Source organism: Pseudomonas sp. T1.Ur (assembly GCF_023516725.1).
GTDB classification, from domain to species: Bacteria; Pseudomonadota; Gammaproteobacteria; order Pseudomonadales; family Pseudomonadaceae; genus Aquipseudomonas; species Aquipseudomonas alvandae.
In genome coordinates, this window is the sequence record NZ_JAMGSN010000001.1 from 4,296,519 (window position 1) to 4,321,574 (window position 25,056).

Genomic DNA, 25,056 nt, shown 5'->3' on the forward strand with positions numbered 1-25,056 from the left:
TGCAGGCGCTTGCCAGAGGGGCTGCCGCGCAGCCCCGCGGGAGTAGGGGCAAAGCCATGGATGCGCTGCTGGATTGCACCTGTGGCGAGCGCTTGCTCTCGCCACAACCGCTTCAGGGCTACGGCGCGAGGGCGTCGAAGACCATGTGCACGGTGCCGAAGTAATGACCGGGGCGATAGCCGGTACCGGGCTTGATCGCGGCGATTTCCAGGCCCACCCGTTGGCCGGGGCGGGCCTGGGCGGCCGACACCACTTGGGTCGAATCCAAGGTCAGGGGCACGTCGTTGAACTTCACCCGCAGGTCGATGCGATCGTAGCCATTGAACAGATAGGCCTCCTCCCCCAGGCGGGCGCCGATAGAGCCGTTGATGTTCTTCACATCATAGAAGGCCCGCAATGAGCTCAGCTCCGAAGTCACCGTGTTGTACGGCAGGCGTTGTTCGCGCTGGACCAACTGCGGGTCGACCGGCAACACATAGAACTCGGCCGTCGGGATGTTGACGTAGACCTCGAAAGTCTCACGCTCCACCGCGCCCCAGACCGCCATGCTCGACAGCGCCAGAATGTTGAACAGCAAGGCGTATACCAGTGTCTTGACCATCATCTTTACCTTTGCGTCAGTGGCGCTTGTGCCACGGCGAACCATCAGCCCTTGATCTCGACGGCTTTCTCCTGGGCCCCTTCGATCAACGTGAAGCGATATTCACGCCCCGCCTGCTTGTCGAACGAGAACGTGCGACCGGCCATGACGTGGTGCTTGGTGGTCGGCTGGCAGTCGTTGTCCTTCTTGGCGTCACAGTCCTTGAACTCATCGATCACGACCACGGTGTTGCCATTGTTGCGCAACAGGTAGCGGCTGGCGCTGTCATCGATCACCGTCTCGAAACGGCTGTCCTTGGGCCGCACGAAAAACACCGTGCCAAAGCCCGCCAGCACCTTGAGCCCGGCCGCGAGGCGTTCCTTCTTGTAGCCCTCACGCTCCTGGGCACTGACCGCGAATTCATCCTCGGCCTCCGGCACCACCGGCACGAAACGCACCCGGAAGTAGCGCTCCTTGTCACGGTTGCCCATGAACAACAACCGCGTGCCTTGCACACCGTTGGCCGGGATGATCAACCGCGCCGGGCTGGCCATCAGGCCATCCCGGGCGACGGCGCCGACCGGGGTCTGCACCGGCACCTCCTCGTAGGTGCCATCCTCGTTGTAGAGGATTTCCAACACATGGACCTTGACGAACGCCGTGGACGTCCCGCCGTTGTACACCCGCTTCATATAGGTACTCTTGTCGCCATCGAGGTAGTCGTACACCACCCCGACGTTGATCTGCGGCCCGGCCTGGGCCATGGCGCAGAACAGGTAGACCCCTATCAATGCCACTAACTGCTTCATCACTGATTAACCTCGTGCAAAAAACATAACTCGACTGAACAGATGAAAGACTCGGTCATTCAAATATCCGAATCCCAGACCACCGTGACATTGCCGCTGTAGGTCCCGTCGCCCTCCGCCACCATCTGTTCGGCATTGGCGCGGGAAATCTCGAAGTGCAGGGTTCCGGGCTTGTGATCCACATAAAACCCCGGCTGGAACAACTGGGTGCCGCTGCCGTCACGCAACAACGGGCGACGCTTGACCGCTTGCCCCGAGGCGTCGGTCAAGCCGTGTGGCAAGCTGACGCTGACGTCCACCGGCGCGGAATGGCCGTCGCCGTCCCAGATCGCGCAGGTGTTGCCGATGGTGTACTGGCATTCGAGGTGCATCTTGAAACGCGCGGACGAGGAGATGCGGAAGGTCTGGTCGCGAAACAACCGCGAGGGCGCGCGGCCCCGGCTCAGCCAGGCTTGCCAGCCGTCCTGCGGGGCCAGCTCGACGCGGTTGCCACCGGGGGGGATGTCGACCTTGAGGGCATGCTCGACATTGAGCCTGAAGTTGATGGTCATATTCGGGTCCACGGGAATCACCACATCGCCGAAATCAAAATCCTGACCCGGTCCGAGGCGATAGGTCAGGGCCCCGGCGTACTGGCCCGACGACATCTGCAACGGGTTCGGCGTCCGCATTTCGTAGGTAAAGCTCATCTCCCAGAACCTGAAATGCTGAATCGGGTAACGCGCCTGCTTGGAACACACGGCTTCCACCGGTGTTCTCCAGTAAAATCTGTAGCTCTGTGGGGTGAAGGCTGCAAGGAACGCGCCTGTGCAAGGCGAGGGAGCATACATCCAGGCGCCGTTCCACAGCAGGCTATGCGCCTCTAAGGCGCTGGCTCCGCCACCGACTATTTCGGTTGCAAAGGGATGAAGAACATAGGTGGCGGCTATGCCTACCACGCGAATTTCAACGTTTTTCGTTTCCCCCGTGGTCCCATGGGTTATTTGCACCGTGCGCCAATTGGCGGGCGCTTTAAGCATTGCGCCTTCTCTGGGATTCGTGTGGTTCGCGGCAATCGATCCCCCGCGGGTATTGAAGCCGGGCACACTGAGACTGAACACGTTTTGTGACTGACATGACGCCGGGTACCAACTGCAATAACCGCTGTTAGGGGTCGTGTTGACAAACTTGTTCTCGTGAGGCTTTGAACTGTCTGCCCTGAACATCGCCGTGATGACCATATTGGCGGCATTGGCGGTGGAGAGAGGGGCAATTAAAAACGCCGAAGCAATAAAACCTATCATCGGCACCGAGTTTTTCATTACGATTTTCATTACGAAAGCCTTATCTAGATAATTGGTCATGCGTGCCCTACCCCCCCCTAAACGTCCGAATCCCCGGATTGACCTCGGCCAACGAAAACGCCAAGGCAACGCTGCCCAATGTCACCGGTAGCCCGTTCATGTATTCAACCTCATCCTTCCAGGCATTCACTGCGAACACGTCATGAAACAACACGCTTTGACGATGTCCCCGTGACCATCGAAACTGCGCGAACCGCGGTGATGTCCTGCATCCAGACGCCGGCTTCGACTTCGGCTGCCCACGCGATGAAAAACGCGGCGGCCATCCACACCGCCGCCATGCCTAAATACTTCATGGATTCCCTTTACCCTTGAGCGTCATGAACGCTGCCTGGCCGCATGGGCTTCGGCGATGGTGGTATCGGCCAAGGTGTCCGGCGTGCAGCGCAGATCGCCGATCAACAACACGTCGCCTTCAATGACCGCGTTGTCCGGGTCGAGGCGGAACTGGCAATGCAGCTGGTTGCCGTAGCGCACTTCCAGCGTCGGCGCACCGGCGTTCATTTCCATGGAGAAGAATCCGTCGGCCTCACTGATGCCGCGGCTGGCGTGGTTGATCACGTGGTAGCCCCGCAGCGGCTGGCCCTGTTCGTCCAGCAGGCGACCGAGCACGGTCACGCTTCTCATCACGCTGATCTTGCGGTAGTCCACGCCGCCCTTGTTCAAGTGGTAGCGGGTGCGAGCCGGCTCGATGCTCGCCGCCGGTGGGTGAACCCCGTCGAAGTCGAAGGTGACCATGCTGTTCTTGTAGGCGGTGATCGGCACGAAGTTACGGCCCGGACGCAACGCGGTACTGCCACCGGTCAAGTCGTCCGCGCGCAGGGCCACGTCGTCCAGATCGGTTTCCACGTCGACGATCATCCCCGCGCCGCGCCCCTCGGGTACGCCGGTGAACGCGACCTTGCGCCCACCCACGGCCACGGTGCTGCTCAGGTTCAGGCCACCGGTGATGTTGTCGTTGTAGGAGGACCGCTGGAGGAAACCATCGCCATACATCGAGTCGGTATAGAAACTGGCGATGCCCGACAGACCCACGCCATAGGTGTCGGTCAGGGCCGTGGCGGATACGCTTTGCAATACGTGATCCTGTATATCCCGGCGATAGCTCAGCGAGGCATTGTTGTCACGCGTGCCGTCGCGGGAGGTGCGGGTGCCGATGCTGCCCGACCAGTACTCGCCCGGCCCGCCCAGGGCCACGGTAACACTCAGGTCGACGCCGCGATTGCGTTTGTCGCCGGTACTGGACGTGCCCGGCCGGTCGAACACCGACAACCGCCAGTTGGCATCGCTGCCGCGCAGCTTGCCGCGCTGGGTCCAACCCAGGTCCACGCCCGTGCCCTGGACGTTGCCTTCGCTGTAGGCCAGCCGGCCATTGATGGACGACTTGTTGTTCAAGCGATGATTGACCGCCAGCGATGAGTTGCTGGTCTGGCCGACGTACACGTTGCGCTGGCGAATGCGGGTGCCGTCCGGCAGGGTTTCATAGGTGTTGCGGGTATCCAGCCAACTGCGGGTGTGGCTGGCGACGACACTGCCCTGGGTGTAGCTGTATAGCCCTTGCAGGTCCAGGCCGGTGCCGTACTGCTCGGTCTTGTAGACGTTGGCGTACAGGCTGGTGCTGGTGGCGAGCGTCCAGTCAACAGACGCGCCCACTTGCTGTTTTTCCTGCACCTGTCGCACGGAACCGCCGAGGATCACCCGAGGGTGCGCCAGATAATTGAAACCCGCCCCGGCGGTCATGAACCCCTCCGGCTGGTCGTCCCAGTTGCTCCAGAGCCGGGTCTCGCGTCCGGCGAACAGGTTGTAGCGCCAGCGGTCGTCGGCGTTGTTCCAGTTATTGGGCTTGTAGACCAGTTCCTGGCTGGTGGCGGTGGTCTGGCCGTCCTCGACCAACCGCACTTCCACCTCGTAGATGCCGCCAGGCAACGGGCGGGTGTCCAGGCTCTGCAAGCCGGCGCTGACCGCCTGGGTGTTGATCAACAGGCCGTTGCGATAGATCTCCACCGACGCCTGGCGGCTGGCGGTGACATAAATGGGATAGACGCTGGGCTTGGGATTGTCGATCGCCAGGCTGTCGGAACTGCCATACATCACCCCCAGCGCCGTGTCCGGGTTGGCGCCGAACGCGCGAATCTGCCGGTTCAAGCCGTCGGAACCCGGGGTGAAATAACCCAGGCGGAAAAAGGTGCCTTCCATTTCCCGCTGCGTGTGCAGCTCATGGATGGCGTGATACGTCTTGTCGTCCGGCCCGCCCAGGCGTGAAAGCTGCAGGTCCAGGGTCTGGCTCCAGTTGCCGATGCTGGAACTGGCGTTCAGGCCGTAGCGTCCGCCCGTGTCCTGCTCCTGGCCACCGTTGAGGTTCAACTGGTTATTGAAGATCAGGCCCAGGCTGCCGTCTTGCGGCAGATCGTAATAACGCTTGGTTTCGGTGGATCGCTCGATGTCCCGCGTGAGGATCGACACCAAGGAATTCTCGAGGCTGTAATGCACAGCCAGCAACCCTGACGGGCAATTGGTTTCACAGGCGCCCAGCACTTGCCCTTGCTTGAGGTGCTGCTCCCACTGGTCCCGCTCGGCGACCTTGACCTGACTGTCCTGGGTCTCGGTGAATTCCAGCAGGGTGATGCGATCATCCCGCGTCAAGACCACCATGGCTTCGCCGAGATACTGTTGGTTGAGTTCCACCCGGACGGCCAGTGGCACATCGAAGAAGTGGGACTCGAACTCGGTCGGCAGGCCCTTGGCCTGAGACAGCAGGCTACTGGGTGTCGTACCGGGGGCAGCAGGCGCGGCCAATGCAGTCGCGCACACAAAAAGCGCGAGCGCACCCGCGATGGGAATCATCGGAAACATCAACGGAGTCTCATCATCAGCAAGGTATCGGCGTGTCTTTCAGGCGCGGGCCGACCGGCTGGGGAGGACCGGCCGACCCGCGGTAATGCCCGCGAACGGAATCACCAGACAACGGAAGGAATTACAGGCCTGCCCGCGGTACCGCGTCGAAGATGACAGTCATGTCGGCGGTGAACAGGCCCGTCTGCGTGGCAGCGGGCTTGGCCGCGGCGATCACCATGTCGGCCTGGGTGCCTGGGGTGGAGCTGGCATCGTCGACCACTTCCTGAGGCGAGGCGGTGAGGGTGATGCCATTGAACGTGGTGGTCAGCGGGATCTGGGTGCTGCCGTTGTAAAGCGCACCCGGACCGCCTTCGATGTAGGCATGGACCGAACCTTCGGTGTTCTTCACGTCATAGGTCGCGCGCAGAGTGGACAGGTTGCCGGTGACCAGGTTGTAGTTCATGGCCTCGTCTTTACCGAAGTCCGGGTTGCGCGGTTGCACGTGGAATTGCTGGGTTGGAATGTTCGCGGTGATATGAATCGACGAACGCGCATCGTCAGCAGCGAATGCCAGTGAAGAACTCAAGGCAGCGGCGGCCAGGACGGTACCGGATACGAATGGTTTGAGCATGTTATTACACCTGTTCGTTGCAATAGAAGAGAGAATTTGCTTGAAGGGCAAGTCATCCATGAACGGGCTTGCTCTTCAACGCGGCCACATCATCAGCTCTTTTTTCTCAAAAAAAAGCAGGCAAATTCCCACAGGCTCGTAGTAAAAGCGGCATATACAACGGAGAAAATTCGACACTTTTCTTGAAGTCGGCGTTTTATATGTAAGAAGTTTCTTACTTGCATCCATTTACCTGCGTGAATTCGGAAAGTTCAGGTAAGGTCCTTTCGCCACCCAACTGGTCTAATACAACTTAGATATATCTTAAGTTGCAAGATATATCTTATTAAAAAATATAACGCAACTCATTGGGTATTGAAGTCTTACTATTCACGACGGGAGAACGCTTAGATGAGCACTTTTCATTCCACTTCCAACCGCCAATGCGCTGACCAGGCCATCGAACGACGCCCGGCGAGCCGGGAGCGTATCGGTCGGGGCCCCCGAATCTTTGCCCCTGGAGAGATGAAATTGCTGCTGTTAGCGCTGATTGCCGAACAGCCTTGCCATGGTTACGACCTGATCCGTCAAGTCGAAAAACTCTTTGATGGCGCCTACAGCCCCAGCCCTGGCGTGATCTACCCGACCCTGACCTACCTGGAGGAGAAAAAGATGATTAACAGCGAAGCCACCAGGGGGAAAAAGAAAGGCTACAGCGCAACCGACGTCGGGCGTCGGTTCCTTGAGGACCAGGCCCTGGCACTGAACGAGGTTCGCGGGCGCATCGAGGCGAACAAGGGGTCACGTCGCAGCGAGGAAGGCCCCGCCGAAATCCGCGAAGCGCTGCACAACCTGCGCCAGGTGTTGCACAAGCACCAGGGACGCTGGAACCCGCAGGAAACCCTGCGGGTGCGCGAGCTGCTCGACGATGCCGCCAAGGCCATTATCGACGGTCGTTGATACAAAAACGGACGGCAGGACGCAGCGAAATTTCCCGCAGCTTCCGGCGATAGGAGCCGACCTCGGCCCACTGCCACCCCATGCTAGCGTTGCCTTCCCGCCCACCGGAACCACCGGTGGGCCTTGAAGGAATGCACAGGCATGGATGTCACAGACAACGCATCGAAGGTGTCGGCGCCAATCGAGGGCAGCCCGCTACTGGATACTTTGATTGAAAGCGCGATAGCGCCCTCGAAAGGCAGCGCCGGAATCGTCGCGGCGCTGCGCACGCATGGCATCGGTTCGGTCCTGGACATTGCCCGGATGACCCGCCGTGCATTTATCCAACAACTGGGAAAATTCAATATCAATGACGAAGATGCCGGGCGGACCTACGACATTGCCCAGGGATACGTGGCCCAGCTGGATCGCCTCTATCGGCAACAGCAGGTATCCCCGGTCCTTATGCCGGCTCGCCCCCAACGCGCCGCCTCCGAGGGTGAAAACACCAGGAAAGCTGGCCTGCCGACCTATCAAAAGCTGTTCAAGGAGCCTTGGAGCCGGTTTTGCTCAAGCGACTCCATCGCGGCGAACGACTCGCCCGTGGCCTACCTGAGGGCGCTCTACCTGTTTGCCATGCAACTGGAGAATCGCGGCGTAGGTATCTATCGCCTGGATCGGCGACGTCCTGACCTGAAAACGTTTCTCATTGACTCGAGAACGACCTTCAATCAAGTGCCAATGCTGTCGATCGTCAACAAAATCCTGGAAGAACAAACGACGGGGATCCGTGGGCATTTAAATACAAAGCAATACCCCTACTCGCTTCCTTATGACCCCGATTACCATGCCTGCGTCCTAGGACTGAAAGAAAAACAGACCCAGCTGGGCGAACTCAATCATCAAACCAGCCAGCGCCTGCTCGCCTTTAGCCCCGCCCAGGATCCAAAGCAAGAAGTCCGACGGGCACAGCAATTATTATCCGGGCTTTCTCCCGCACAAATGAAGTTGCTGAGCGCCCCGCCGAATGTCGGCGAGCCCCTGTATAAAGATAATTTCAATCTGGCCCTCCCAAGTGGGAAAGAGGAAGGGGAAGAAACGCGCCAAGAAAACCTGCGCATGAAGTTGAGCCAGGTCAATGAGTTTCTCGACAGAACCCAACTGAACGCTGATCAACTCCAGGCGCTGCTCGCACAGAAAACCCACGCCCCCCATCAGTCCCCTGCGGTCACAGGGAAAACGTCGACCCAACTCGGCGCCCGCTACGTCAATGGGACGGGCAAAGGGCACAACCCCATGGGCCTCAGCACCGACACCCTGACGAATACCACGCATGACCGCTTCGACAGGCTGCACCGGATGATCCGCCTGCAACGCTGGCTCGCCATTCCCTTCGCCGAACTCGACACGCTGCTGACCAGCGCAATGGAATGGGAAAAAAACACTGCGTGGACGTTGAGCGACAACACGCTACGGGTCCTGGGCGTCTTTCGCTATTGGAACCGCGTCCATGGGGCGCAAGCGGAAGAGTTTGCCGCCCTGTTGTTCCGGATCCCGACCCATGCCACTGGACGGCGCGTGTCGCTTTTCGACCGTCTGTTCCGCTCACCGGGTACGGCGCCGCAGGCATGGCTGTATAGCGACCAAACACTTGACGCCCCCACCCGGCAACGGCTCTGTGCAGCATTGGGGCTCAGTGACACGGCTGATTCACTGGAACTGCTGATTGCCAATACCCCTTCCCAGGAGAAGGAAAGCCTCCCCGCCGCTATCTCCGCCATTTATCGCCGGACACGCGTCGCCAAATGGCTGGGCCTTACAGTCCAGGAATGCCACCAGTTGCTGGAGCTGCTGCCAGAAACCTATCAAGAGCAGTGGGCGGCACCCTCCCTCGGTCGCAAAGACGCCAAGGACATCGATTACCTAGACGTGTTGATGCGCCTCGATTGGATCACCCGATGGATGCGTGAGAGCCATGTGAGCGTTTCCGATTTGCGACGGCAGATGATCAAAGCGCCTGCCGAAATATTTCCCTCCTTCAACCCCCCCCAAAAAAAGACCTCCGACAACCCACCCGGAAACAAGACCCCCGACGGTCAAACAGCGAAGGACGACACTTACGATGACCTGCTCCAGGCAAACACCCGAACACTGATACCCGACTTGATCAAGACGTATCTTGGGACAGAGACAAAGCCCTCCGATACCGACCTTCTCAAGTATTTGCTCCTGCTGATGCCCAACGCAGAACGCGACCTGCAATTACCCGTCAGCGGCGACACGTTGCTGTACTTCATGCAACACCCAAAATGGCTGGACGACGCCTACAAGAACGAAAAGAAGCTGGAACTGAGCCTGCACGATCTCTATCTGCTGCATCGCGTCAGGCACTACGTCAATACCTACGGTCGTCCGGAAGCAGCGTTGCTCGAATACTTCGAGTGGGCACACTCTCCTGCTGCCGATAAAAAACAAGCGGATACGCGTCTCGCCACCCTGCTGGGATGGAACCAGGAAGATGTGGCGGCCCTGACCAACACCCTCGGTTGGAGGGTGCTGACCGCCATGAACCAGATCGACTGGTTGATTCGTTGCCAACACGCCTGCCTGGCGACAGGGTTTTCGGCCGAAACGTTGCTCAAGGCTCGCAAGCTCGATCGAGACAGCACGCCAGAAGACTGGAAAGCCCTCGCTGAAGTCCTTTGATCACAGCCACTAACGATACCCTTCTCCCGACTTGCTCAAGGAATGATCATGTCCCCCCAGCTCAAACAACAACTCAACGAAACCCTGCGCGATGCAATGCTGGCTTATTACCTGACCCACGTCGTATCGACCGACAAGACGCTCCCCGACCTGAAGACTGCCGATGACCTTTATCAACATTGGCTGATCGATGTCCTCGTCAGCCAGGATGTCAACACCAGCGAAGTGGCAGCCGCCATCGCCAGCCTCCAGCACTACATCAATCGAATTCAGCTAGGCCTCGAACCCGGCTACGAGACGCATCGAATGACCGCCTCGGAAGAGGAGGCCTGGCGGGACCGCCTACACACCTACGCGCTTTGGAGTGACCACGAAAAGCTACGGACGTATCCGGAAATCTACCTGAGCCCCTTGCTGCGAAAGGACAAGAGCGAAAGCTTCGAGTTGTTGGAGAATGACCTCAGCCAATACCGGATCGACTTGAAAAGCGTTCATGCGTCCCTGCAAGCCTATCTTTCCCGTTTCGAAGAAATTGCCAATATCGAAACACTCAACGGCTATATAGACGGGGACCATACCGCACTGGACTCCAGCACTTATTACTTGGTGGGTAAATCCAGCTCGGAAAAAACCTACTATTGGCGCTCACTCGGCTTACAACGACCTTCGGCCACGACCCAACAACCGGCTTCAAGATTCTTTTCCAACTGGTCGGACTGGAAAAAGATAGATATTGCCTTCCCAGATGAAATGGCGGATCAAACGTTACGACCCGTCATATTCAACAACCGGTTGTACGTCATCTGGGCCGAGGTGACCCCACCCATGGGGCCCCTTGGATCTCACATAAAAACAGCGGAAGGGGCGGATGGAGCGACGTACTCGGAAGGTTCTGAGAGTTACAGAAAGTCGCACTTCCCAAAAGTCCAGATAAAGTACTCCCATAAAAAATATGACGACAGTTGGAGCGCCCCCCACATCGTCATAGATCGCTATTACCAAAAAAAATCGCCGGTAGACGATGACAAAAACAGTGACAAGGATAGGTTGCCTGCCCCCAGCACTCCAGCCCAGGCAAACGACAATTTTTCAACGTTCAAAGCTAACCTCCAGACCATCGCGACCTATGCAGTTCATTTAGACAAGTTGTTCATCGGTATAGATTTCAATAGGATTTTTCGTATTGCCGTGAGTCTGAATCATTCCCACACCCAACAGGTTCTCGGCTCCGTCAGCGCTGCAGTACCTATAGAAGCGGTCTCTCTAACAGATGAGTTCGACTACTTTCCTACAGAACCCAAGCGCGCACTTACCCAGTATTTGTCAAGTGACAAAGGCCGCTTCCAGTACATCCACAATGCCGCCCGTCTACTCACCAGTACTGTCGTGCCCGAAGAGAGCGGGTACTCTGTTGAAAACGTGCCTCATGCCAGTGCCCTGAAGGCAATACTGACATCGCCCATCCCGGATCCTGCCAATCCAAAAAAGCTGCCAGACCATCTTCACCTGACCTCGACGTTGAATCGGGACTTCCTCCCTCCCCTGGAGTTCTTGTTCAGTGGCATATCAACAGGCCCCCATCATCCATTCTTCCTAGACGTGGAGCTCAATAATGTCTCGCCTAAACTCAAGGTAGAAATTATCTTTACCGGTACGATTCCAACCCGTTTTATTGACATCCAGCAGAGCTCAATCCTATTGGTTTTGGCGAACCCAACAACGAACAAAGAAGTCCCCATATCCTTAACAAAGGAAACCACTAGATTTTCCATAGAAGAAGAACGCTACATCATCGAGCACGACGCCCCCATTTCAAATAACAGCCACGACATCCTGACGGCGGCAAGCGAAACTTACATTGCCACCCTGACATTCCATACAACGCAAATTATCCAACAACGCCTATTCGAGGCAAAAATAAAGCTGATCCGAACCCCCCCGATCACGCGCCTCTATCGACACGTCATTATGCAGCCGATAACGCCGAACGCCTTGGTTCCCGGTGCTATCAGCAACGACACGATGGTTGCGTTGACAGGTAGCAAATCACTGGAAGACTACGAGCACGCAGTTCCATTACTAAGAAATAGAACCTCCCTAAGTACATCACTATCAGTAGATCCTTCAACCGCAACGAAAGACTTCCTCCACGGGGTATTGGTGTATGAACTAAAAGACAAGAAATTCAGCCTTACAAGGCACTATCTGCAGTACGTGTCTGTGGCGCTGAAGGGCGGGAAGCCGATGGCGGCAAATGCCATTGCGCCACGATCCAAGCGCATGGGCGAAGCAGAATTCATCGACTTCAGTGACACCGGCCTTATGTTTTCCCCCCAGCGCACCAATACCCGTTTCGCCAAGGAACTGGTCAAGGCCGCCAGCCTCAGCCTGGATCATTTTTTTTCATTGCGACCAGAACAATGGAAAGAGCCCGCGATAGCCGAAGGAAAAGAGCTCGAGTCCCTGGACTTCCACGGTGCCCATGGCAAGAGCTTTTGGGAGGTGTTTTTATATTTGCCCTGGTCCGTGGCGTATCGCTTGAACCAGGAAGGACGTTACCCGGAAGCCGAAACCTGGCTGGGCTACATTTTCGACCCGAAGCGCCCTCCCTATTGGAACCTGAACGAGTTGACGCGCGAAGACAACCTCCCCCACTACGCGCTCCAGTCGCCATATGACCCTAACCATCTGGCCCTGAGCAACCCGATTCATTTGCGCAAATCGCTTTACATGCTGTACCTGGACATTCTGGTCAACCGCGGCGACGCGGCCTATCGACAACTTACGCCGGACAGCCTGGGGCAGGCCAAGCTCTGGTATGTGCGGGCCAGCGAGCTACTGGGGCCGCGTCCTACCGTTACGCTGACGGAGCCTTGGAAGAGCATTCCCCTCACGCAACTGACCGACAATAAATCCGAAGCGTTGCGTCAGCTCGAACAAGATGTGCCCCTTGCGGTTAATCCAATCAGTGTTGAAAAACAGGACGCTACGCCTTGGCTCAAGGACACCGACCACTTGCTCCAGCCCTTCAACCCCGCGCTGACGGCCCTATGGGACAAGCTTGAGAGCCGGTTGTACAACCTTCGACACAATCTGGATATCAATGGCAACCCTTTGCGCCTGAAGTTGTTTGCCCAATCAGCGGGGCCTTTTGCGTTCCGTAGCCCAAACGCCTTATACGGTCCGGGTGCAGCGCGGGTCGGGGAGACTTCGCGGTCCATAGCCCATTACCGCTTCCAGGCCCTGGCGGCGCACGCCATGAGCGCCGTCGAACACATCATTCAATTCGGCAACACCCTGCTGTCCCTGATTGAACGGCAGGAACAGGCCGAACACCTTCAACTGCAACAACAGCATGCCTGGGATCTTGCCAAAATCGTCGTCGACCAACACACCCAGGCCCTGGTCATCGATCAGAAAAACCTGGAGGCGCTACAGGCCAGCCGCGCATTGATCGAGGCGCGAATCCAGTACTTCGCCGGGCTGCTCGACGAAGGTATCAATCAGGGAGAAACCGTAGCGAACCAACACTACGATTCCGCAGCCAGGCATGAAGCGGCTGCAGCAGTGGCAGGCGGCTTGGCCGGCGTCGCCATGCTCGCGCCCAACATTTTCGGTCTTGCCAACGGCGGTATGCGTTGGGAGGGCCTGGGGTTCGCCCTCCAGGCAGCGGCTGAAGGGGAAGCCGGCGCGTCTCGCAACGCCGCCAACATGCTGGACCGTTCCGCACAATTCACTCGCCGGGCGGAGGAATGGGTCTATGCCAAGGAGCAGGCAGACCTTGAGCTTGCCCAACTGGAAGCCCAGTTCAAGGCCTATCAGGAACAGGAAAAGGCCACGCACCTGCAACTCAAGGTAGCCCGGACGTCCCTTGAACAAACCCGGTCCATCCATGATTTGCTCAGCAAACGCTTCTCCAAGGCACAGCTTTATCAGTGGCTGAACGGCCAACTCGCCACCCTCTATCACGAGGCCTATGGCGTAGCCCTTTCGTTGTGCAAGGACGCTGAAGCCTGTTGGCAATTCGAACTGGCCCAGGACCGAACGTTTTTCCAGAGAGACTCCTGGAACAACAGTCATCGAGGGTTGCTGGCGGGGGAGTCGTTGAAGCTCGACCTCATGAAAATGAACAAAGCCTACCTGGAGGATCATCGACGAGACCTGGAGATCGTCAAGACCCTCTCGCTACGCCAAAAAATGACGGAGTGCAGTGTCGGTGTCCTGACTTCCCAGTCCGAAAATAGATCTTCGCCTGAACCATGGCCCGCGTTCATAAAATCAGTGACCAGCGGCGGTACGCTGACCTTCGATCTGCCTCAAAGCCTGTTCGAAGCGGACTACCCCGGCCAGACGCTTCGCCGCATAAAAAGCATCAGTGTCTCGCTGCCCGCCACGTTGGGTCCTTACGAGGACATCAAGGCCATACTGACCCAAACCAGCCACGAGATTATCGGGCCGGATGGAAAAACCGCCTTCACGGACAAGCGCTCCAACCAGCAGATCGCCCTGTCGACCGGGTTCGACGACAGCGGCCAGTTCACCCTCAACTTCGGAGACGAGCGATACCTGCCGTTCGAGTTCACCGGCGCGATCTCGAAGTGGACACTGGCATTCCCCAACCCCAGGAACCAGCGAGCACTGCTCGAATCCATCACCGACATCATTGTCCACCTGCGCTACACCGCCCGGCCCGGCATAGGAGGTGCGCAATGAATACAGCCTCCGAACCCTCCGGCATCGAGATACCCACGCTGCCCAAGGCCGGCGGCGCATTGACCGGCCTTGGCAAAGGCTGGGGCGAGATCGGCGCCAGCGGCACGGCGACGTTCGAGTTGGGCTTGCCGATTTCCGCCGGGCGCGGCTACGCCCCCGCCCTGGCACTGATCTATCAAAGCACCGCCGGCAACAGCCCGTTCGGGCTGGGTTGGAACGTGCCGCTGGGCGCCATCTCGCGCCGTACCCGCGAAGGCGTTCCCACCTACACGCAGCGGGACGTGATCCTCGGCCCCGATGCCCAGCCCCTGCTGCCCGAGCAAGATGTCAAAGGCGCCGTCGTCGAGACGTTCCACGCCCGCTTCAACGGTCTCGAGTTGGACACGACCTATACGGTCACCCGTCATTTCCCCAGGGTCGAGAGCGATTTTTCTCGTATCGAACATTGGCGATCGGACGACGACCCCGCCGGTTTCTGGCTGGTACAAGGCGCCAACGGCGACTTGCATCTCTATGGCAAGACGATGCTGGCGCGCATTGCCGACCCGGACAACCCGGAAAAGGTCGCGCAGTGGCTGTTGCAAGAAAGCCTCAACCCCGTAGGCGAGCATATTTACTACCACTACCGGGAAGAAAGCCAACGCACGCAATATCCCCGTGACACTCGCGCCCAGCGTTATCTGGCCAGCGTTCACTACGGTAACTTCAGCGCGACGAACGACGAACATCTCTACCTCTGGCTCGGCAACATTCCGGTCCAAGTGAAATGGCACTTCGAGCTGGTGCTGGACTACGGCGAACGCACCACGGCCATCGATCAGACGCCGTCACATCACGCCGAGGGCAACGGGATGTTACGCCAGGACCCTTTCTCGAGCTTTGCCTACGGTTTCGAGTTGAGAACCTTGCGCCTGTGTCGTCAGGTCCTGATGTTCCATTACTTCCCAAGCGAAACCAGCATGGGGCCGGCCCCCGTCCTGGTCAGGCGCCTGCTGCTGGAACACGACGTCACCGAGGGTTCGTTCAGCCTGTTGACCGGCGCGCATGAGCAAGGCATTGACCCGACGGGAAGGCTGTGGAGCCATCCCCCACTGGAGCTGCTTTATCGAACGGGCAGGCTGAAACGGGACCTGCATCGCCATGAGCAGCTCACGGCTCCCGGGCTCAACGACGGGCAACGCTATTTCTTGGCAGACCTGTTCGGCGAGGGGCTGCCAGGCCTGTTGTACCGCGACGACAAATGCTGGTTTTATCGCGAACCGCTGAGGACCCAGGGCGATGACCTGACCTACGGGCCGCCCCGGGCGCTTCCCAACGTTCCAGTGGCCGACACCTCGCGCCCCGTGCGCCAGATGTTGCTGGACATCACCGGCGACGGCCAGCTCGAATGGCTGGTGACCCGTCCCGGCATGAGCGGTTTCTTCAGCCTGGACAGCGGCGGCACCTGGTCGGGCTTCATGCCGTTCAATGCGTTCCCGGTCGAATTTCTTCATCCACAAGGCCGCCTGGCCAATGTGATGGGCGCCGGCTTCCTGGACTTCGTCATGATCGGCCCCCGCAGCGTTCGCCTGTACGCCAGTCGTCGACAGGACGGATTCGCCGGCGAAACCGAAGTCCCGCGCGCTGACGACGATGACGCCTTGCCCTTGATTACCCACTCGGCAACCGAACTGGTGGTGTTCAGTGACGTGTTGGGCAGCGGCCAGCAGCATCTGGTGCGTATCCGCCACAACGAAGTGAAATGCTGGCCGAACCTGGGGGCCGGTCGTTTCGGCAAGGGCTGGGTATTTGCCACGCTGCCTTTTGCCTACGAGTCCTTCCAGGCTTCGCGCGTGTTGCTGGCCGACCTCGATGGCTCAGGGGCAACGGACTTGGTCTATGTGGAGACAGACGGTTTCACGATCCTGCGCAACCAGGGCGGAAACGGGCTCGCCCTCCATGCCGTCAGGGTGAAGTGGCCCGACGGCGTCCGTTACGATGACCATTGCCAGGTCAGCATCGCCGACCTGCAAGGCCTGGGCTTTCCAAGCCTGGTGCTGAGCGTACCGCACCCATCGCCCCGTCATTGGCGCTACGATTTTTTCGTCAGCAAACCGTATCTGCTGCGCCAGACCGAAAACAATATGGGCACGCGGACCCTGATCGACTATCGCAGCAGCGCCCAGGAATGGCTGGACGAGAAACAGGAACTGAACCGGGGCGACGTGCCCGCCGTGTGCCGGGTCCCCTTTGCGGTGCCGCTGGTCAGTCGGCAAACCGTGCTGGATGAAATCACCGGCAGCCGGCACACCCAGACGTTCAGCTATCGGCAGGGTTACTACGACCGGCGCGAACATGTTTTCCGTGGGTATGGACTGCTGTTGCACCGCGATGCCGAGCACAACCCCAGCGACCCGCCCGAGGAGGGCTACAGTGCGCCGGTATTGACCAAGACCTGGTTCCACAACGGTCAATCCGTCGACATGCCTGGCGACGGACACAGCGACCACGATCCGCAGGCGTTGGTCCTGGGCAAGACATTGCTGAGCCGACACCGGGCGTCCGGCTCACTGCCTGCCGAGCAGCACGATGACCTGATCGACGCCCCGGATACCTCACAGCTCGATGAAGCCAGGCACGCCCTCAGCGGTGCCACGCTGCGAGTCGAAGTCTGGGCCAATGGCGCAACGCCGCAGGACGGCCCCTATTGCGTGCAACATCACCGCTATCTGGTGCGTCAGTTGCCTTACGAAAAAGGGACGCAACGCTATGCCCGCACGCTGGTCCTGAACCTGGAGTCGGTCGGTTATCGATATGAGCGCGTGGCTGACGACCCGGTTTGCCAACATCAGGTCAACCTGCGCTGGGACAACTATGGCAGCCCCGTGCATCACGTCACCGTGCATCATGCGCGGCGTAAAACCGCCAATGACGATCCGCCGGCATTGCTCACCAACAGCCATCAGCAACAATGGTGGCGTGACACGCACGACGAGGCGCAGCAAGCCTATTACCTGAGCGAAACCCTGGCTCAGTTCATTCATCAGGCCGCACCTCAACGCTGGCGACTGGGCCTACCCTGGCGCCTGCGTGGCAATGTCCTGGTGCTGGACAAACAGACGCATCCCCATCTGACGCCTGCCAATTTTTCCTACGAACAGTTGCTGGATGAAACGACGGGCCCATTGTCCTCCCAGGCCAAACGGGAGTTGAGCGCTTTGTCGGTACAGCATTACCGGGAACCCGGCACTGCTGCGTCAACACTGGCAGCCGGCATGGCCAGCTTCCAGGGCTTGATCGATCATGTGCAAAGCGCTGAACTGGACCCCAAGGCGCTTGAGGTCTACCGCGACATACCGGACCTGCCGCCTTATCCGTCCAAGGCGTTCGAACAGAAACTGCAAGACATCGGCTATCGGCCCATGGACTTGTTTTTCTTCGCCAACGAAGAGGAGGCAACCCAGACGGACCATGGCTTGTGGTCGATCCAGCGCAGTTTCTCCCGCTACGCACCTGTCAGGCAGTTCTGCCGGGTCAGGGCGTCGAAGCCGACCCCGGACCATGATGAAACCGTCCTGATACATGACCGCTACGCGTGCCTCCTGACCGACATCAAGTTGCCGGATGGATGCGTCACCCAGGTTAAATCCGACTATCGGACCTTGCTGCCTATCACCATTACCGATCCCAACGGCACGATGCAGGAAGCCGTCTACGACGGTTTCGGCCAGGTGCTTGCCAGCGCGTTCAACGGTCGGGAGCAGGACCAGCCGATAGGTTTTTATATACACGATCGGTATGTTCGCCCCATGGACGACACCCCCGCAAACGCGATCGCAGCGCCTCGCACGCTCTTGCAAGATGCGGCAACCGCCCACGCCTATGACCGCTTCAGCTGGATGGGTTCGGTGGCTTGGCATCCTGCCATGCGCCAGGACTGGGTCACCCAAGGCTACCTATTGCCCAGCGGACATATCCGCGCCACGGGCAGGCAACGGCTGGCAAGGAGGTTGCCGGACCTGAGCAGCAGCGAACTGACCCTCAAGGCCATTATCGATGAAACCCCACGCGAACCCATGCATGCGGTCCAGTTGCAGGCTGATCGTTATCCGCACGACCCGGAGCAGCAGATTCGTATCAACCTGACCTGCTGGGACGGTTTCGGCCGTGTCCTGCAAAGCAAGCAGAAAACCGAACCCGGGCCAGCCTTTGCCGTGGATAAGGATGGCAACTTGAAAGCCGACCCATCAGCTGCGCAAGGCGGCCAGCCCGGCCCGGGGCAGATACTGAGCGTGCCAGCCGACCCGCGCTGGCGTGTCAGCGAACGGGTCGAATACAACAACAAAGGGTTGACGATCCGGGTCTACCGCCCGTACTTCGCCGACACCCACCGCTACATCAACGATCAGTCCCTGCGCGAACTGGGCTACAGCGACCGGCAGTTCCATGACCCATTGGGCCGGCCAACCCGGACACTGACCGCCAACGGCTGCATGCGGCGAGTCACGTATTGGGCCTGGTACACGGTGAACGAAGACGAAAACGATACCTGGGAAGAAATGCAGGGCGACACCACCGAAACCACCGAAACCACGTAGATCGCCCTTGGCCGCCGTCAGCTCCTGAGGGCTCCCACAGGCACTGACGGCGACCATTCCCTCAATGAATGTTGCCTTGAGGCCTGACCGATGGCAGCCACGAAGTTCGCCTGGCATAACCGCTTCGGGCGGCCGCCATCAACACCCCTCGAAACTCGGTCAAGCCCGAGGCAACCCCACGTGCCACGGCCACCAGATTGCGCACCCGGGTGCCTTGTCGCTCCGGCAACAAACCGGTAATCGCGGCGGCAGCCGCCTCGATGGCCACTCCGCCCCAAAAGGCCCAGACCTGAACAAGCATTCGGGTGGCGCCACCATGGAACAACCCCCAGCGATCGGGCGATTGGATGGCCGACGCTGACGGCGGATGTTCTGCCACAGCGCCGTGGCCGCTGCGGATGGCCGTGCCCAAGAAGCCGTCATAGGCCTCGATCACGGGACTGATGTTCGACTGCAAAGGACCAGGAACGTGAGTGCCGTACAGCGCGTTGGCAACCGTTGCCGCCGAATAGCCCGCCGCGGCCAATCCGACCCTGGGGATGCGCTGCGCAATCGACACGTCGCCCCACGGTACATCGGTGCCCAGCCCTCTTGTGATCTGCTGGAACAGCTCACGCGACAACGCCCGGACATGGCCGATAAGCCGCGCCCGAGCGATGGGGTCCCAGGTATCTTGCGACGTCGAGGGCTCCGCATAGACCATGAATCCTCCAAAGGCGAACATTGCAGTGACCCCTCCCAGCAAAATCGCCGCGTCCGTCCCGCGGCGAGCAAGCCCCGTCGTCATGTGCCCGATCGCCAGCGCGTCCAGGGCAGCCACCAAACCGATCAATGCCTGGTTCATTCCCTGTGTAGGAGCCGTCGCCTCGAACACTTGATCCAGCGCGACCCCGATGTAAAAGCTGATATCCGCTGCCAGGTAGTCACGCAAGCCCGCCGAAGCGGCGGCCTGAAAGCGTCGGTCCGGCATCAGTCTTGACGGGCCGACTGTCGTTGGATTTGCCACGGGGGGCGAGCTTGTCCCGGCGTCGAGCGATCCTCTTCTGCGGGCGGGCGCGGTGCCCCATTCGTCCACTTCGCTGATTGGGTTACCGCCTACCATCGCATACAGATTCCAGCCGCCCTCGGCGCCGGCCGGGTCGGGGTTGATCCAACGCATCAGCCACGGCGCGTAATAGCGCAAGCCATAGTAATAAAGGCCGCTGGCATCCCGTTCCTTTCCCGAATAGCGCAACGTCTTGTAGCCCGCCTCGGTGGTGCTGCTGGCCGCCCACCACGCCGTGGCGCCATAGGGGTAGTAGCTTTCCTGGGTGAGCAGTTGCCCGTTTTCGTCCAGCTCCAAGGTGCTGCTGCCCAGGTGGTCGCGCAGGCTGAAACGCGACTGGGCCGCGCGCGTCTGCCTTTTCGGATGGCGTTCCCACAGCAACACCCGCACGCCCTGGCTGCCGGTTTCGACATTGACCACGTCCAGCCACTCGTCCGTCGCACTGTCGCGGCGGATTTCCAGGCCCGGCAGATAACGCACCTCCTCGGTGTGCTCCAACGCATGGGCCTGGTAGCGCCGACGCTTGATGGCCCGGGAACCAGCGCTGTCATAGAGGTAGCGTTCATCGTCGTTGGCGGCATCGCTGCGCAGCACCTGCACCACGCTGACCAACTGATTACGGGCGTTCCACCGCAGCGGCTGGCCACGTCCCAGCGCCTTCGGATTGCCATTGGCATCGAAGGCATCGCCCAAGCCGGCAGAGGTGCCGCTGAACAGCGCATGATTGCTGCGCTCGGCAACGATCATGCCCTGGGTAAAACCCGAGCCGCTGCTCGGCACATGGCGCCATTGCGTCAGGTTGCCGCCGCGGTCATAGGTGTAATGGCGCACATATTGGCGTATCTGACTGTCGTCGGTACCGAAGGCGACCATGGCCGTCGGCGCACCTCCAGGGGCATTGCCACTGTTTTCCCGTCCGCTGGCCTCCACCAATTGGTACAGCGTGTCGTAACGGTAGGCCTGGACCGCGGCGATCCGCGTGTTGCTGGCCCAGCGCACCGGCTGGGCCGAATCGCTGACGCTCATCACGTTGCCCACGCGGTCGTATCGGTAGGCCAGGTGTTGCAGCAGCGTGTTCCCGACGTGGCTGGTGATTGCCAGGATCCGCCCGTCGGCCTCACTGTAGCGGGTCCGACGGATGATGCCATTGCCGGCGCGCTCGGACTCGATCTGCCCCCTGGCGTTGTACCGCCGCTGGCCGACCAGCCGCTGGCGACGCCTGTCCCGGGGCGTCAACCACATCCCGGCGAGTTGCCCGTCAAGGCAGTAGGTGTTTTCCAGGCAATTGCCCTTGGCGTCGGTTTGCATGACGGGCTCGCCCGCAGCGCTGTAGCGCCAAGTGGTCAGGTAGCTGTGCGTCTCCAGATGCCGGTGACGGTCGCCCTCGGACAGCGGCCAGTCCACCGTTTCGCTGTTCCAGAAACGCCGCGCCACGCTCAGGGGCTCCCCTCGCAGGCCAAAATGTTCGTAGGACAATGTGCCCGCCGGGTCGTCATGGCGAATCACCCGACCGCACGCATTGCGCCGCGCGGCATCAAGCGTACTGGGGGCATGAGCCAGGCGTTCGACACAGCGCAGTCGCGGTTCCTCGGCCGTGCGTTCGAACACCGTCACCGGTCGCATCAACGGATCGTACTGATGCCGCTGGTGCGAGCCTCGCCCGTCCCACACGTCCAGCAACTGACCGGCCGCGCCGCGCCACATCACCCGCCAACCGGCGTCGGTGCTGCGGGTGAGCAGCGCTTGCCCCGAAAGCGAATGACGCCGGGCCTGGTTGGGCTGGGCGCCAGCCTGGCGCAACTCACCCAGGCGCGGGTCCCATTGTTCCAGCAGCAGGCCGGTGGCGCCGAACACCTGCCGGCTGATGCGGGCCTCGGGGGCCTGCGCGGGATTCAATCGGTGATAGGCGACCTGACGTACGCCCAGGCCCCGAGGGTCGATGGCCGCCAGGGATGGCGTGAATTGATGCAAATGTGCTGACATGGTTCATCCTTGAACTCCAGTGGTTCAACCAGCTTAGCGATGCCCGCCAGGAAACCGGCCAGTTCCGCGCAGGTTTGTTGTGTCGAGATAATGCATCGTGTAAAGCCATGAGCCTGTCCCCCGTCTATACCTAGGGGTGTATAAGCTAGCGGCCCAGCCCGTCCAAGCGTTTCGGAGTGAAAGCATGACTGAAGTCGATCCAAACACCATTCACCGTGTCACCCACGAGATCAAGCGCCGTCGCCTGCAAGTGCTGCGGGTGGTCGACCTGACCCCACGCATGCGCCGCATCACCGTCGGCGGGCCGGAACTGGCCGGGTTCGTCAGCCTGGGCACGGACGATCACGTGAAGTTGCTGTTCCCGCAGAACGCCGAGGAGCATGCCGCCGTGGAAAACTTCAACCCCAGCGCCGGCAAGACCCAGGGCCCGATGCCCGAGATGCGCGACTACACCCCCCGCCGCTTCGACCTGGAGACCCTGGAGCTGGACCTCGATTTCGTCCTCCACGGCGACGGCCCTGCTTCCACCTGGGCAGCCCAGGCGGCGCCCGGGCAATTTCTCCATATCGCCGGGCCGCGGGGCTCGATGATCGTGCCGGACATCTTCGACAGCTACCTGCTGATCGGTGACGAAACCGCCCTGCCCGCCATCGCCCGCCGCCTCGAAGGCCTGGCACCCAACCGACGGGCGTTGGTGGTGGTGGAAGTGGAAAATGGCGCGGAACAGCAAGTGCTCCAAAGCCCGGCCCAGGTGCACGTGATCTGGGTCTTGCGTGAGGGCCGCCACGACAGCCTGCTGCGAACCGTGCAGCAACTGGAGATACCCACCGGCAAGCTGTACGCCTGGGTGGCGACCGAAAGCAAGGTGTCGCGGCAGATCCGCAAGGTGTTGCTGGAGGAGAAAGGCTTGGACCAGGATTTCGTGAAGGCGGTGGGGTATTGGAAGCTCGATGACAATGAGGAAGATTGAGTGAATGGCGGTGGCTGTGGGAGCTGTCGAGTGCAACGAGGCTGCGATCTTGTCCCAGACAGTTGAATCGCAAGCGAAAGCTCAGGATCAAAAGATCGCAGGCTTCGCCAGCTCCTACAGAGCCCAGCGCAAGCTTGCTCCCTCACCACAGAGCCATCGCTTTCCTTTAATGTCTTGATCAACCTTCCACCAGGTACCCCCCATGCTTTACCTGATCGCCTACATAAGCAGCGTCGTGCTGATCAACTTCGCGTTTTCCGCGGCGCCGCACCTGGACATCATCTGGTCGGCCTGGGGCGGGCTGGTGTTTATCTTGCGCGACATGGTGCAGACCCGCTTCGGCCATGGCGCCTTGGTGGCAATGCTGGTGGCTCTGGTATTGTCCTACCTCACTTCCGACCCGACCATCGCCCTGGCCAGCGCCACGGCGTTCGCGGTGTCCGAGTGCATCGACTGGCTGGTGTTCACGATCACCAAGCGCCCCCTGCATGATCGCCTGTGGATAAGCTCAGCCTTGAGCATCCCCCTGGATACCTTCATCTTTTTTGGCCTGATCGACGCCCTGACCCCAGCCGTAGTGATCACTGCGCTGCTGTCGAAATTCGCCGGCGTCACCGCCGTCTGGCTGATCATGGCTTGGCGTCTGCGCAAACAGGCCGTCGCCGGCTGACGCGGTTCATGTAAAATGCCGCGCTTTCTCCCCATGGGAAGCTCGCCCGGCGCGCGCCCCCGATGATCCGCTCCTGTTTGAGGACCTTCAGATGACCCGTATCGGAACTCCATTGTCGCCCACCGCGACCCGCGTTTTGTTGTGTGGCAGCGGTGAACTGGGCAAGGAAGTGGTGATCGAACTGCAGCGCCTGGGCGTCGAGGTGATTGCCGTGGATCGCTACGCCAACGCACCGGCCATGCAAGTGGCCCACCGCAGCCATGTGATCAACATGCTCGACGGCGCCGCCCTGCGCGCCGTGATCGAGGCTGAGAAGCCCCACTACATCGTGCCGGAAATCGAAGCCATCGCCACCGCGACCCTGGTGGAACTGGAAGCCGAAGGCTTCACCGTGATCCCCACCGCCCGCGCCGCGCAACTGACCATGAACCGTGAGGGCATCCGTCGCCTGGCCGCCGAAGAGCTGGGCCTGCCGACCTCGCCGTACTTCTTCGCCGACACCGTGGAAGACTACCGCAAGGCCGTCGAAACCCTGGGTTTCCCCTGCGTGGTCAAGCCGGTAATGAGTTCCTCGGGCAAAGGCCAGAGCTTGCTGCGCAGCGTCGATGACGTGCAGAAAGCCTGGGATTACGCCCAGGAAGGCGGCCGCGCCGGCAAGGGCCGGGTCATCATCGAAGGTTTCATCGATTTCGACTACGAGATCACCCTGCTGACCGTGCGTCATGTTGGCGGCACCACGTTCTGCGCGCCGGTCGGCCACCGTCAGGAAAAGGGCGACTACCAGGAGTCCTGGCAGCCGCAGGCCATGAGTCCGGCGGCCCTGGCCGAATCCGAGCGCGTCGCCAAGGCGGTGACCGAGGCCCTGGGTGGTCGTGGCCTGTTTGGCGTCGAGCTGTTCATCAAGGGTGACCAGGTGTGGTTCAGCGAAGTCTCGCCGCGTCCGCACGACACCGGCCTGGTGACGCTGATTTCCCAGGACCTCTCGCAATTCGCCCTGCATGCCCGCGCCATTCTTGGTTTGCCGATCCCGTTGATCCGCCAGTTCGGTCCTTCGGCGTCGGCGGTGATCCTGGTGGAAGGCCAATCGACCCAGACCGCGTTCGCCAACCTTGGCGCCGCCCTGAGCGAACCGGACACGGCGCTGCGCCTGTTCGGCAAGCCGGAAGTCAACGGCCAGCGCCGCCTGGGCGTGGCCCTGGCCCGCGACGAATCCATCGAAGCCGCCCGCGCCAAGGCGACCCGGGCTTCGCAGGCGGTGAAAATCGAACTGTAAACC

The 25,056-nt window shown here is 60.2% G+C and carries 14 protein-coding genes; 8 read left to right on the plus strand and 6 right to left on the minus strand.

Going from position 1 to position 25,056, the window contains the following annotated elements; translation table 11 throughout:
- Positions 1-118 precede the first annotated feature (118 nt).
- The 3 genes from M8Q45_RS19145 to M8Q45_RS19155 are packed head-to-tail and all read right to left on the minus strand — an operon-like array spanning position 119 to position 2,732.
- Positions 119-601 (minus strand): CS1 type fimbrial major subunit, encoded by a 483-nt coding sequence (locus tag M8Q45_RS19145; RefSeq protein WP_249875983.1) that lies wholly within the window; start codon positions 599-601, stop codon positions 119-121.
- 44 nt (positions 602-645) lie between these two features.
- Positions 646-1,389: a molecular chaperone gene (locus M8Q45_RS19150; protein ID WP_249875984.1), complete on the minus strand. Its 744-nt coding sequence runs from the start codon at positions 1,387-1,389 to the stop codon at positions 646-648.
- 59 nt (positions 1,390-1,448) lie between these two features.
- Complete coding sequence (locus M8Q45_RS19155; RefSeq protein ID WP_349654630.1) at positions 1,449-2,732, minus strand: hypothetical protein; 1,284 nt, start codon at positions 2,730-2,732, stop codon at positions 1,449-1,451.
- Positions 2,733-2,903: 171 nt separating this feature from the next.
- Between M8Q45_RS19155 and M8Q45_RS19160 the strand changes: the two genes are divergently transcribed.
- Complete coding sequence (locus M8Q45_RS19160) at positions 2,904-3,047, plus strand: hypothetical protein (protein WP_249875985.1); 144 nt, start codon at positions 2,904-2,906, stop codon at positions 3,045-3,047.
- A gap of 3 nt (positions 3,048-3,050) precedes the next feature.
- On the opposite strand, the gene M8Q45_RS19165 is transcribed toward M8Q45_RS19160, so the two are convergent.
- Both M8Q45_RS19165 and M8Q45_RS19170 read right to left on the minus strand, forming a co-directional pair.
- Positions 3,051-5,585 carry a TcfC E-set like domain-containing protein gene (locus M8Q45_RS19165; RefSeq protein WP_249875986.1) on the minus strand — a complete coding sequence of 845 codons (2,535 nt, stop codon included), beginning with the start codon at positions 5,583-5,585 and terminating at the stop codon, positions 3,051-3,053.
- Between the two features lie 121 nt (positions 5,586-5,706).
- A complete protein-coding gene (locus M8Q45_RS19170) occupies positions 5,707-6,198 on the minus strand; it encodes a CS1 type fimbrial major subunit (RefSeq protein WP_249875987.1) in 492 nt (163 codons plus the stop codon).
- A 390-nt stretch (positions 6,199-6,588) separates the two neighbouring features.
- On the opposite strand from M8Q45_RS19170, the gene M8Q45_RS19175 reads away from it, so the two are divergent.
- The 4 genes from M8Q45_RS19175 (at position 6,589) to M8Q45_RS19190 (ending at position 19,112) form a co-directional block, all read left to right on the plus strand.
- Positions 6,589-7,137, plus strand: a complete 549-nt coding sequence (locus M8Q45_RS19175; RefSeq protein WP_249875988.1) for a PadR family transcriptional regulator — start codon at positions 6,589-6,591, stop codon at positions 7,135-7,137.
- A gap of 141 nt (positions 7,138-7,278) precedes the next feature.
- Positions 7,279-9,822, plus strand: coding sequence for a Tc toxin subunit A (locus tag M8Q45_RS19180; protein ID WP_249875989.1), 2,544 nt, complete (start codon positions 7,279-7,281; stop codon positions 9,820-9,822).
- Positions 9,823-9,870: 48 nt separating this feature from the next.
- Positions 9,871-14,535 (plus strand): Tc toxin subunit A-related protein, encoded by a 4,665-nt coding sequence (locus tag M8Q45_RS19185; RefSeq protein WP_249875990.1) that lies wholly within the window; start codon positions 9,871-9,873, stop codon positions 14,533-14,535.
- Positions 14,532-19,112, plus strand: coding sequence for a SpvB/TcaC N-terminal domain-containing protein (locus M8Q45_RS19190; protein ID WP_249875991.1), 4,581 nt, complete (start codon positions 14,532-14,534; stop codon positions 19,110-19,112). The genes M8Q45_RS19185 and M8Q45_RS19190 overlap by 4 nt, the downstream gene beginning before the upstream one ends.
- A gap of 61 nt (positions 19,113-19,173) precedes the next feature.
- Here the strand turns inward: M8Q45_RS19190 and M8Q45_RS19195 are convergent, their stop codons facing one another.
- Positions 19,174-22,140, minus strand: a complete 2,967-nt coding sequence (locus M8Q45_RS19195; protein ID WP_249875992.1) for an RHS repeat-associated core domain-containing protein — start codon at positions 22,138-22,140, stop codon at positions 19,174-19,176.
- 184 nt (positions 22,141-22,324) lie between these two features.
- Between M8Q45_RS19195 and M8Q45_RS19200 the strand changes: the two genes are divergently transcribed.
- From M8Q45_RS19200 to purT, 3 genes are all read left to right on the plus strand, one after another.
- Positions 22,325-23,110 carry a siderophore-interacting protein gene (locus tag M8Q45_RS19200; RefSeq protein WP_249875993.1) on the plus strand — a complete coding sequence of 262 codons (786 nt, stop codon included), beginning with the start codon at positions 22,325-22,327 and terminating at the stop codon, positions 23,108-23,110.
- Between the two features lie 202 nt (positions 23,111-23,312).
- Complete coding sequence (locus M8Q45_RS19205; protein WP_249875994.1) at positions 23,313-23,780, plus strand: VUT family protein; 468 nt, start codon at positions 23,313-23,315, stop codon at positions 23,778-23,780.
- Between the two features lie 91 nt (positions 23,781-23,871).
- Positions 23,872-25,053, plus strand: a complete 1,182-nt coding sequence (gene purT, locus M8Q45_RS19210) for a formate-dependent phosphoribosylglycinamide formyltransferase (RefSeq protein WP_249875995.1) — start codon at positions 23,872-23,874, stop codon at positions 25,051-25,053.
- The last annotated feature ends 3 nt before the right edge of the window (positions 25,054-25,056 follow it).

Excerpts from the sequence above, each read along its gene's own strand:
- M8Q45_RS19145 (WP_249875983.1), bottom strand. The coding sequence starts at position 601 with ATGGTCAAGACACTGGTATACGCCTTGCTGTTCAACATTCTGGCGCTG.
- M8Q45_RS19150 (WP_249875984.1), bottom strand. The coding sequence starts at position 1,389 with ATGAAGCAGTTAGTGGCATTGATAGGGGTCTACCTGTTCTGCGCCATG.
- M8Q45_RS19155 (WP_349654630.1), bottom strand. The coding sequence starts at position 2,732 with ATGACCAATTATCTAGATAAGGCTTTCGTAATGAAAATCGTAATGAAA.
- M8Q45_RS19165 (WP_249875986.1), bottom strand. The coding sequence starts at position 5,585 with ATGTTTCCGATGATTCCCATCGCGGGTGCGCTCGCGCTTTTTGTGTGC.
- M8Q45_RS19170 (WP_249875987.1), bottom strand. The coding sequence starts at position 6,198 with ATGCTCAAACCATTCGTATCCGGTACCGTCCTGGCCGCCGCTGCCTTG.
- M8Q45_RS19175 (WP_249875988.1), top strand. The coding sequence starts at position 6,589 with ATGAGCACTTTTCATTCCACTTCCAACCGCCAATGCGCTGACCAGGCC.
- M8Q45_RS19180 (WP_249875989.1), top strand. The coding sequence starts at position 7,279 with ATGGATGTCACAGACAACGCATCGAAGGTGTCGGCGCCAATCGAGGGC.
- M8Q45_RS19185 (WP_249875990.1), top strand. The coding sequence starts at position 9,871 with ATGTCCCCCCAGCTCAAACAACAACTCAACGAAACCCTGCGCGATGCA.
- M8Q45_RS19190 (WP_249875991.1), top strand. The coding sequence starts at position 14,532 with ATGAATACAGCCTCCGAACCCTCCGGCATCGAGATACCCACGCTGCCC.
- M8Q45_RS19195 (WP_249875992.1), bottom strand. The coding sequence starts at position 22,140 with ATGTCAGCACATTTGCATCAATTCACGCCATCCCTGGCGGCCATCGAC.
- M8Q45_RS19200 (WP_249875993.1), top strand. The coding sequence starts at position 22,325 with ATGACTGAAGTCGATCCAAACACCATTCACCGTGTCACCCACGAGATC.
- M8Q45_RS19205 (WP_249875994.1), top strand. The coding sequence starts at position 23,313 with ATGCTTTACCTGATCGCCTACATAAGCAGCGTCGTGCTGATCAACTTC.
- purT (WP_249875995.1), top strand. The coding sequence starts at position 23,872 with ATGACCCGTATCGGAACTCCATTGTCGCCCACCGCGACCCGCGTTTTG.